The sequence below is a fragment of the Croceibacterium selenioxidans genome (assembly GCF_018599195.1).
GTDB classification, from domain to species: domain Bacteria; phylum Pseudomonadota; class Alphaproteobacteria; order Sphingomonadales; family Sphingomonadaceae; genus Croceibacterium_A; species Croceibacterium_A selenioxidans.
The window spans coordinates 1,421,173-1,431,959 of the sequence record NZ_JAHFVK010000002.1 but is presented as its reverse complement, the minus strand read 5'-3'; the positions used below and the strand labels follow the sequence as shown (position 1 = coordinate 1,431,959).

Genomic DNA, 10,787 nt, shown 5'->3' with positions numbered 1-10,787 from the left:
TCACCTTCAACACCGTGGGCCACTGCTTCTTCCTCGAAGACGCGGTCGAGACCGGCAACCAGTTCGTCCACAACCTCGGCATCATGACCAAGTGTCATCCCACCCTGCCCTGCGAACCGACGAATCTGGGCCCTGCCGGATCGGGGGGCGGCGCGGGATCGGCAGCGGCCGGCCAGGCTTCCAAAGCTGTCCTGATTCCCTCGGACAATACGGCGTCGACTTTCTGGATCACGAACCCCGACAACATCTATCGGGACAACGTCGCCGCCGGGTCCGACCAGACAGGATTCTGGTTCGCCTTGCCCGAGCATCCGACCGGTCAGTTCGAAGGCACGGAGATCAGCGCAAAAACCTGGCCTCGACGAACCGGGGTGCGCGAGTTCAGCGGCAATACCGCCCACTCCAATTTCGATGGCCTGATGTTCGATCGCGGCCCCAAGCCCGACGGGACGTTCAGTGTCGGTGGCAGCAACTACCATTTCGCCTTCGCCAACCCGGCTGACCCAACGAGCGAACCGGTGACGTCGGTCTTCGACAATTTCACCGGCTACAAGAACAGGCATGGCGCCGTCTGGGGCCGCGGTGAGCTGCACTTGTTCAAGAACCTGCGGGTGGCCGATAACGCGGTCGGCTTCACGCACGCGGCCTCTGCAGTTGGCCGCACCGCCTATACGTCACGCGTCGTCGACGCGGTGTTCGTGGGCGAAAGCGACAATATCGGTAACCCCCGTACGGCGCAGGAAATCGCTTACGGTCGCAGCATGCCGAGCGATATCCCGGATTTCCCGATCCGCGGGTACGAATATTACGACATGCGCCACGACGTGGAGAATACCACCTTCGTGAACTTCGTGCCCAACGACACGCGGGATGCGGGGGCGATCTCTTACCTGATGTACACCAGCTTCGGGATGAGCTCCGAGAACGCAATCCAGGGCGCACAATTCATCAACGCCAAGCGGGTCAGCTTCCCTCCCGTCGTGCGCAGATGGGCCTCCGATTTTGGGAGACAGAATGCCTGGAGGGGGGCGGCGATCCATGATCGGGACGGCTCGGTCGGCGGTGTCGCCGATTCCTATATCGTCTTGGACAACGGTATCGCCTCCGACGAAGACGCCTGTGAAATCAGGCCGGACTGGGGTGCGGCCGTGTGTCGAGGCGACTTCGGTCACTTCGGGCTCGGCGGCAACCTGGGCTTCGGCAGTGGCCCGATAACTGACCCGATCATGCTGAGCCGCAACGGCAGGCGGTGGGAATACACCGGCCAGACGACGATCCGCAGCGGAGCGCAGGTGAGGGTGGAGACCAGCAGGAAGGACCTGTCCCTGTCGCTGAGGGAAATGGTCGATGGTTCGTGGGTCATTTTCGAACTTCCCGGTTTTACCAGCACCGCAGGGGGCGCGGAGACATCCAGCCTGGCAGCGCTGCGCGACGCGGGTAAAACTTCCTATTTCAGCGAAAACGGAACGCTGTGGGTCAAGCTGGTCGTCGACAATGCGGCCGGCCTGAATGTTTCGATCGGCACCCCCGGAGCCGGCGTGAGCACGGTCGGCACAGGTCCCGGTGGAGCGTTCGATGCGGGGGCAAGCCTCGAGGTGAGCCGACAAGTCCAGGTAAGCTCGGCCCCGCTGAATGAACAACAACTCCGACGCGAGTAAGGCGCCGGGACTAGCGGCTGGTTGCCTTCCTGCCTTGGGGTAGGAAGGCCGCCATCTCCCCTGTTAGGATTACCGATGCGCGGGCGAGAAAGCAGCGTTCGCAGAAAGCGCCTGATCGCAACCCACTCCCTGCCCACTGAAATGACGTCGCCCGCGTCGAGTGGCCCGAGTGCGCCTATCTTAACGCCGCCTAAGCTTTCAGATGGATCCGCCCTTGCCGCGCGTCCTCATACTTGAGGCCAGACTATGCGCGCGGATCGCCACTTCCGACGGGGTGGAATCAGGGCGAAAAACGCAACTGCCGACCGCCACACCCTCGGCCCCCGCCTCGATCCAAGCGACGGCATTAGTCGGATCCACGCCGCCGACCGCCCAGATGCCAATGGATTGAGGTAGCACGTCCTTGAGCAACTTCACGTGACTCGTCGGAACCGAAGACGCAGGGAACAATTTGAGCCGAGACGCTCCTGCAGCGACGGCCGCAAGCGCTTCGCCCGGTGTGCACACTCCCGGCAGCACATCCATTTCATGAGCTATGCCCGCCCCAATTACCGCAGGATCGCAGTTCGGCGCGACCAGCAACCGTGCGCCGAGGGCGGCCAGCGGCCCTACGGCGGCGCTGTCGAGCACCGTTCCGGCCCCCACCAAGGCGCGATCACCAAAGGCGTCGACTAAGAGCGCAATGCTCTCAAGGGGTCTGGGGGAATTGAGCGGAACTTCGATAGCCCGAATACCCGCCTCAACCAGGGCCGCCCCGATCTCCAGGGCATCCCCGGGCATAAGACCGCGCAGGATCGCGATGACCGGTAACGCTCCATTCTCGAGGATCTCATCCAAGCTGGGCATACGCGATCTCCAATCCGATGAGTGCGCAGGTCTCACCATCGGCCGTTTGGCAGTCCAACCCGTACTTGGCGAACGCAGAGCGATAACGGCGTACAAGATCGTCCGAACCCACCAGCAAGGGGACGGCGTTCAGGGCGCAGGACGGCGCCATGGCCGCGATCTCGCTTCCGATCAAAAGTCCCGACAGAAATCCGGCTGACCAATCCCCGTCTCGATGATCTAACACTCGAGCGGCACGCGCCTCGAACAGGGATGCCATCAGAGGCACGCCATCGAACGCACGGGCGACCCCGGTGGAGAATCCGTCCGCGTGAGACCGGCTGTGCGTTTGCCTTTCGCGAGGGGCCAGACTCGATCCGAGCAGACTGGCGTGCAGCTCGCCTGTCGGACAGGTAGCGAAATGCGAAATGCTGCAATCCTCCACGCGAACCCATTTGCTGTGCGTGCCGGGAAGAACCATTTCCGTAGGCCCATTGGCTCCCGCATGTCGCATCGTGAGCGCGCCGAAGACTTGCGCCTCCTCGCCACGCATAACATCGGGGCGACCACCCCCATCCCGATTTGAGAAGCCCGGCAGAATCGTGATCGGGAAGCCGTCGAGCGAGGTTTCCACCGCAGCGCCGACCCACTGATCGACGTTCCCGGGGCATGGAACATAACCCGCCTCGGCCAAGCCTTCACGCGCCCCAGCCATGCCGCATAGCACTATGGGTAAGGGCGCTGTTACGCCCAGAGAGCCGAGCGCGTGGCGCAAGATCTGCTCCGGACTTTCGTTTGCGACGAGCAGGCCCGGTGCCTCGCTTGCCGCGATTGTCGCGCCCCCTTGACGCAACCACAGCCGCAACCGGGTTCCGCCCCAATCGCCGAGTATGACGGAATGGGCCGTCACCAGGTCAGGCACCCTCCTTCCGATCCAGCAGTAGCAAGCGCACGATTAGCCGCGAACCGATCGCGTCCCTCGGGCTATTCATTGCAACAGCGCCGCATCGCCCCAAGTCACGGGAACGGGCCGCTCGGTGGGGTCGGCGGTTCGCGACACGAGCTCCACGATGGACCGCCCCTCGACATCCGCGCTCAGAGTCTGCGCCTGTTGACCGAAGCCGATCCATGATGTCTGCGCCACCAGTTCTCCGTCACCGTACAACTCGAAGCGCACGCGTTGCGCCGTATCGGCGGAGGAATCATCGATCCCGACCATCGCCGAGAACCGCCTGAAATTCTTATTGCGCACTTCCAACCGCGAATTGGCGAGCACGCCGATACCATTGGAGAAAGGCCGTCCGGCGATCTGCAAGTGCTGCCCGTAGGGCGCCCTGTCGGCCCGCGCTCCTCCCCATCCGGCATAACGCGGAGGCTCGCCTGCGCCATGCGTACCTTGCCAGGATATGATGGTCCGGTGGATCGAGGGGTCCGGCTCTGGGTGGACAATCCCGTCTTCTGCGACATTCACGCTGCCCGGCATCTCCGAAAGATACAAGCCGCCCGGCAATTGACGAGTGCCGCTCGCCCGGAAGACCCGCGTTTCGTGAGGGGCGAGTGCGAGCGGCTGTTCACCACTGAAGCTCAAGCTCTCACCAGACCAGAGGTCGGTTAATTGCACGGGCGCCTTGTCTACGAATTTGAGGTGAGCGGCGTCCAGCGTCGCGTTGAGTGGCGCTGCGGTGCGATTGAAGATCGCGACGGCTTTACCACCATCGGCCAGCGTCTTGACGTAGATCTGGAGGTCGTCCGTGTCGAAAGCGAGGACCGCCTGGTTTCCCGCCGCATCCTGATTGAGGGCGATGATCTGCTCGTTTCCGAGAATGGCCAACAAGTCCGGCGTGGCTTCGCGCAAGTCGTAGCCGATGATCAGCGGCGCATTGAGTATCGCCCAAAGGCTGAAATGACTACGCGCCTCGACGAGGTGATGTGCGTCGAAATCGCCGGTGCCCACAAACAGCATGTCGGGATCGTTCCAACTGCCTGGCTGAGCATAGAGCGCCCGCCGCGCTGCGGAATCCAGATTGTGCAGCATCCGGCCCCATTGCGGCCCGATATCCTCGCTCGTTCGCGAAAGGTTGCCCACATCGTGCGCCCATGATCGCACATCGGCAGATCCCCAGAGACAGATCGAGAACACGAAATCGCCGTCCGGATTAGACCGCTCCAGGGCATCCGCCACGTGCTGGTAGAGAGCCTGGACGGCGCGCACGTCCGTCCGCGCGATGGAGTTGAAATCGATCAGGGGCTCGAAGGTGCGATATATGCCCGATGCGACATTGGGATTGTCTGCCCCCATACCGCGAATGCCGCAGCCATCGACCTTGATGAAATCGAAGCCCCATTCGTCGAAATAGAGCGCGATGTCTTGGTCGATGTGGCCGAACAATCCCACCTCGCGCTCTTCGAGCGTCCCTGCCGGATTGTTCTTTCCGCCATGACCAAACGTCTGGCCGCAGGAGTTTCGACCGATATCGGAATAGATTCCCGCTTTGAGTCCCATCGCATGCAGGCGATCGGTCAACGGTCGAAAACTGGTACGGCCGCTTTTCCCTGCCGCGGAAGGAAAAGTTGCGGTGCGGATTATCATCCGCCCGTCTGGCTGGCTCCGCTTAAGCCACCACCCATCGTCGATATTGATGTAGCGATATCCCCTGGACGCGAGGCCGCTGTCGACAATTATCTGGGCCGAGGCGAGGACCTTCTCTTCGTCAACGTCGCTATAAAAGGCATTCCAGCTGTTCCAGCCCATGGGAGGCAACTGACCGTGGCCCTTTTCGTAGGCGCTCCACTCTCCTCTCGCTTCAAGCCCTTCTGCCAACGCTGGGGGCGCCAACATCAAGATCAGGGAAACGGCACCGATCAGCTTCACTTCCCCGGTCCCCAGGAAGGAACTCGATCAAAGAGAGGGACGCGGCATCGCAGACGATCCGAAACTCGGTGTCCCTGGCATCCGCCTACCGACGCACGGTGAAAATCTCTGCTCATGTCGCTCACAGCCACCATCTCCACCGCGCCATTCGGTAGTCCATCTCTGCTGAATTCGTCAGATCACCGTGATGCTGCTTCCGATGCCGACGCGTCCACAGCTTTTGGCTTCAGCATTCCGTGCATCTCGAGCCAGCTGACGAAAGCGTTGAACCACCCGGTGCTGGTGGTGTCCTTGGGATACATCCCGAAACCGTGACCGCCTTTCTCATAGTAGTGAAACTCCACCGGGCGGCCCGCGGCCCGCCAGCTTTGGATCAATCCGAAGTCAGTGCCGGGGAACAGTGGATCGTCGGCGGCCAGTGCTACGAACAGTGGCGGCGCGTTCTCGGGCACCTTCACCGCGCCCAGCGGACCGTAGATATTGGCTACGAACGCAGGGGCCGCCTGGCGATCGATCAAGGCCGTCGTCATCGTCAACATGGCGCCCGCCGAGAATCCGACCATGCCGATGCGATCCGGGTCCAAGTGCCAGTCGCCAGCCCGGGAGCGCACAAGCTCGAAAGCGGCGCGAGCGTCGGCAACCTGCGGAGACAGACTGTCCGCCGCCTGATCGGGTGACGGGCGCGCCGGACGTGCTGCTGGCGCCCCTCCGGGCTGTGGCGGTCTGGCAAACTCCTGGAGATCGGCCGGAGTCTGGTTCAGCCGGTACTTCAGAACGAAAGCCGCCACGCCCCGCTCCGCCAGCCGGCGGGCGACATCCCATCCCTCGTTTTCCATCGACAGGCTGCGAAAGCCGCCGCCCGGCGCGACAATCACTGCCGCACCGCTCGCCTTGCCGGGGTCCGGCAGAAATGGGGTAAGCGTCGCCTCGGTTACGTTGCGGGCGAAGACGCTGCCGTACTGTTTGTGCCACGATTCCGAGATGCTGGCATCGGGCAGCGGACCCGTGTTCAGATCGATAGCGTTGGCCTCCGCCGGTTTTTCGATTGCCGTCATCCTGTCGTCCTGCGCTGCCGCGGGAAGCGTGAGGACCGGAAGACTGGCGAAAAGGGATACGATGGCGGCCAGCCTCCCGGCCCCGATGCTTTTTGTCCGTTCTCTTGGCATCGGATTGGGCTCCTCGTTCTATCGTGGGGGTTCGGCGGGGTAAAATCGCCAGCGCCCGGCGTCGCTGGTCGGATCGAAGCGGTTCAGACTTGCCGTGCTTGTGCCGATGGCAACCAGGGCCGTGTCGTTGCCGGAAGGCTGCCCCTTGGGTGAAATCCGATAAGTGCCGTCAGTGAGTTGATCGATCCGCCAGAGTTGCGCGTCGCCCCCGGTGAAGCGAGGGACCGTCTCAACCTCGCCCCCATCGGCGGTGACCGCCAGGGCGCGATCGGTGCCGGCTATCTTGATGCTGTAGTAGGGAGCACCAAAGTAACCCCCCGCGCCTTCGACGGGTGCGATCGTCCAGTGCTGGTTGGGCCGGACCATGTAGGCAGAAAGGTCTGCTCGGATGGTCCCGTCGGGCCAGACGGCACTGTTGTCCGCAAGGGATTGGTCAGGCAAGGGGCTTACCGGATCTCCGGGATTGGCCATGAAGCTACGCCGCGCGTCGAAACCGATCCTGACGAAGTCGGTCTTAAGCTGCAACGCATTGCCGCTGCGCTCCGATTGGATTTCATAAGTGCCCGACGTCAGATTGCTGCCACCGACCGGCCATCCGTCGCGCCACAACAGGGGTTCGATCGACAGCACGCTGCGGCCGCTTCGATCCATGTCGGCTTCGTAGTGCAGCGAGAACTTTTCGACACCTCCGCCCAGATCAATAAGACCGAAATGCCCCGCACCGATCATCCGTCCGTGCGCGGCGGATACCAGCTTCCCCCCTCCGCGGAGCAGCGGGACATCCATGTGATCCAGGTAAGGACCCAAAACGTCACGGGATCGGCCGACACGAATGTTGTAGGTGGAATTGGGGCCATCGCAGCAGGTCCCGTGCGTGCCGAGCAGATAATACCAGCCGTCCCGATAGAGGAGCGCCGTCGCTTCCATGTCGATCGCGACATCGACGGGGTCGTTGCCGGCCAGCCTCTGCCCCGTCGTCGGATCCAGTTCGACAATGCGGATGGTCCCGAAATAGGTCCCATAACTTAGCCACAAGCGACCGTCGGCGAGAAGGAATGCAGGATCGATCGCGTCATTGCGCTCGATACCATCACTCGAGGCAACGGTGCCGACGTCGTGGTACTTGAAGTCTGGAGAACCCGGATCGAGGCTCTTCGTCCACATGACCTTGATCTCGCTGGCGTGTCCGCCATTCAGGCCTCCGCCCCCGACCGCATAGGCGACATAATAGCGCTCGCCGATCTTGATGACGTCGGGAGCGACCCCACCGCCCGGGCGCACCGGGCCGTCGGACCACGTCCACCCATCTTCGGATACCAGCCCCCCACCGCGAGTGCCGAAAGTGTACCATTTGCCATCTGAGAGCACGACCGTGGACGGGTCGTGGATGAAGACGTTGCCTTCGAGCTGCGCCAGCGCGGGCGTGGCAAACGCCTGGCTGAGCGCGATGGCACCGGCGATTATCGCGACGCGACGCGCCTTTGGCAGGGCCTCTTTCATAGTCACGCCGGCCTCCGCGATGGGCCAAAATTGATTTCGAGGTCGCGGATCGGCGCGCCGCTTTCATCCAGAAGGCGCAGACAGAAGTCGCTGAGGCCCGGTCCGTTGATGACCGCGCCGCGAATAACGTTGCGCCCTTTGCGCAGCGTCACACGGTCGGACAGCACGTCGTCCACCACCATCCGGCGGTCGTCGAACAGTTCGACCGCCACCTCTCCATTGAGCCACCAGCGTGAGGCGGAGTTCGATCCAACCGCGAGCCGGACGTTCTTCATTTCCCGGGGGCTGTCGATTATCGTCACCATCCAGAACACGACGCCATACTTCGGCTTGCCGAGCGCCTGGGCGAAGTCGAAGAGGCGCACATCCCAGAGCTTGGAATCGAGCGCGTGCCAAGTGAGCGCTTGGTCCCCACGAACCGCTTCGCCCGCTTCCGGAATGGAGTCGAAGTCACCCGGATAGGTTTCCCGCGACAGGGCCTGGCGAACGTACTTGCCGGTGAACACCGTGTTCGTCGGGTTCGGCTTCGCGATCGGTTCGAGGATCATCCACCGGCGAATGAAACCGTCGTCGTCGGGAACGAGGGGGCTCTCGGTTATCGCGGCAAAAGATTCGGTCAGCGGAGGCGGAGCGGAGGCATCTTGGGCTGCGGCGGTTTGGCTCGGTAGAGGCAGGTACAGGATCAGTGCCAGTATTGCGCAGGTCCTCTGCCGGAGTGGGATGGCCTTACAATAGCGATCGCTGCCACCCATCCCGGCCTCTCTCTTCCCTGGACACCGCCGTCTCGAATGGCCGGTCGGTCCTGGAGACAGTAAGCAAGGTCACGGCACCACGTCAATTGTCCGACAAATAAAACAGCCTCGTTGGCGATCAATGCCTCAGTTGCCGCATGAGCATGGCCCGGATCTGGGCGTATCGGTCCCGGTCGATCGTGCCGAGGATTCCATGACTGCTTTCCGGCAGATGCTGGAGCGGGTGGCCTTCAGGCCGGAAGACGTAATGGTCGAAGAAAGCCGCCCAGGCCGCACGTTCAGCCCGAGGCCTCTCCGCCAAGGCAATCATCGCCAGCATCATCGCCGTGAAGGGCGCATCGGGACCCTGGCGAAATGCATCCCACCAATAGTTGATCAACACGTTTGCATCGTCGCTTGCCTTGACCTCGTGCCACCAGAGTTTGGGCAAGTAGAGCGCATCGCCGGGGGCCAGATCGACCGTCAGCGCTCGGGAACGAACGGCCTCGAAACGGGGATATCTCGGATCGCCGGGAGCGCTCGCCACGGCCAGGGCGACCGGCTGGCCGGCCATCGTCTTGTCGATCGGACCCACATAAAGATCGCCAATCAACTCTGGCGGGAAGAGAGTGAAGCGCCGTCGCCCGGCCACAACGCAAGCCAGGTTGTCGTAGGTGTCGAAATGGCAAGAGACATGAGAGCGGTTGCCAATCCAAATTCGCGGCTCGACTTCCTGCGGCAGGGACCCCACCGCGTTTTCACGGTCAAAGCCTGGAAGGTGGCGCGCGACCGGCACCGAGCCCAGGTAGACCGATTCCCTGTTGTCCCCCTGGGCGCCCTGACGGATGCGATCGAGCGCCGCGGTCACGGTCATCGTCTGCCGCTCGAAATTGAAGCCCTCCATGTCGTCGGAGTAAAAATAGCGACCCGCGACTTCCGGCGGAGCGACAAATCCCTCCGCCTTCTCGCCAGTGTCGTAAGCGGCAAGGTAGGCGATGAGGGCGTCGAATGATCGGCGGCCTTCCCGTACCGCAGGCCACTGCTCGCATAGGCCTCTGATCACGAACGGCTCGCATTGCGACAGCAACTCGTCATCGAACGAGGCTGGGGTCGATACCTCCCGAACCTTGCTCAAGCGCGGCAAGGTCACTGCGCCTCTTGGGACAGGCGAGAATTGTGCCGGGCCGCCATGACCGGAAGCTGTCGCGAGGATAAGGCAACGGTATACGCCAGCTGAAGATGGCCGGCGCGAAACAGCGATACGACCGTGGCATCGTCAAGTTCGCCCAGTCCATCGAGGCCGATGGTGTACAGCCCTTGGAGTGACAGCCGTTCGCCGTCGTCGAAACTGAGCGAGACATCGATCGGCTCGATCAGCCGCAGGTCCATCATGGCCTTTATGAAGGCGTCCGTCTCGCTTTTGCCGGAGTGCAGCTGTGTAAGAACGGCCTGGACAGCGCGCAACGCGGGGGCCGGGCTTCCATCGGATTGGAACAACGGCTCCCCTTCGGTGCGGCTGAACCTTGGGCAGGCCTCGTCGATGGCGATATGGTCAGTGGCGATGTAGAAGCCTGCGCGCTTGCGGTCGAGCGACACGAACGGTTCGGTTTGATCGCCTGGACCTCCCGTCAGGGGCGAACCCTCTTCGAACCCGAACAGCGCCCCGGCATACAATTCGCCCGTATCGGCGTTCTTTGCGAAAAAGATCGGGCAGCACACCGCTGCCCCAGCAAATTCGGACGCAACGATTTCCGTGAATCGCCGTGTCTCGCGTGGAACCGATCGAATGGATAGATCCCCGTGATCATGGGGATTGAGACCTACCAATTGCATAACGCCGAATCTCTCCCAAGCGCGCCTGCCGGTCCACTACTCGGTCCGTGCGAGCAGCTTGCCAGCGCCAAATCCCAAACCCAAGACCTAAATCCGATTAACTCGGACAAATAAATGTTGATAGCGCTATCATTCCGGGTTATGTCTGAGTAATTCACGAAAGAGTGTCCGCGCCGATGCGTCGGTGCGAGCCATTTTTTTG

Annotated in this window: 9 protein-coding genes; 1 reads left to right on the top strand and 8 read right to left on the bottom strand. The window is 62.3% G+C overall.

Features of this window, described 5'->3' with window-relative positions:
* On the top strand, positions 1-1,658 hold a 1,658-nt coding region (locus KK137_RS15700), incomplete at its 5' end, for a hypothetical protein (RefSeq protein WP_214537449.1).
* 198 nt (positions 1,659-1,856) lie between these two features.
* Here KK137_RS15700 and KK137_RS15695 read toward each other — a convergent pair.
* From KK137_RS15695 to KK137_RS15660, 8 genes are all read right to left on the bottom strand, one after another.
* Positions 1,857-2,504, bottom strand: a complete 648-nt coding sequence (locus KK137_RS15695; RefSeq protein WP_214537448.1) for a 2-dehydro-3-deoxy-6-phosphogalactonate aldolase — start codon at positions 2,502-2,504, stop codon at positions 1,857-1,859.
* Entirely contained in the window at positions 2,488-3,393 is a 906-nt protein-coding gene (locus tag KK137_RS15690; protein WP_214537447.1) for a 2-dehydro-3-deoxygalactonokinase, read from the bottom strand. The genes KK137_RS15695 and KK137_RS15690 overlap by 17 nt, the downstream gene beginning before the upstream one ends.
* 78 nt (positions 3,394-3,471) lie before the next feature.
* A complete protein-coding gene (locus KK137_RS15685; RefSeq protein ID WP_214537588.1) occupies positions 3,472-5,322 on the bottom strand; it encodes an NPCBM/NEW2 domain-containing protein in 1,851 nt (616 codons plus the stop codon).
* A 212-nt stretch (positions 5,323-5,534) separates the two neighbouring features.
* Entirely contained in the window at positions 5,535-6,521 is a 987-nt protein-coding gene (locus KK137_RS15680) for an alpha/beta hydrolase (protein WP_214537446.1), read from the bottom strand.
* Between the two features lie 18 nt (positions 6,522-6,539).
* Positions 6,540-8,021: a family 43 glycosylhydrolase gene (locus KK137_RS15675; RefSeq protein WP_214537584.1), complete on the bottom strand. Its 1,482-nt coding sequence runs from the start codon at positions 8,019-8,021 to the stop codon at positions 6,540-6,542.
* Positions 8,022-8,023: 2 nt separating this feature from the next.
* Entirely contained in the window at positions 8,024-8,569 is a 546-nt protein-coding gene (locus KK137_RS15670) for an acetylxylan esterase (protein WP_250893879.1), read from the bottom strand.
* Between the two features lie 322 nt (positions 8,570-8,891).
* Positions 8,892-9,887: a cupin-like domain-containing protein gene (locus KK137_RS15665; protein ID WP_250893878.1), complete on the bottom strand. Its 996-nt coding sequence runs from the start codon at positions 9,885-9,887 to the stop codon at positions 8,892-8,894.
* An 11-nt stretch (positions 9,888-9,898) separates the two neighbouring features.
* Positions 9,899-10,585 carry a SapC family protein gene (locus tag KK137_RS15660; protein WP_214537445.1) on the bottom strand — a complete coding sequence of 229 codons (687 nt, stop codon included), beginning with the start codon at positions 10,583-10,585 and terminating at the stop codon, positions 9,899-9,901.
* Positions 10,586-10,787: the final 202 nt, after the last annotated feature.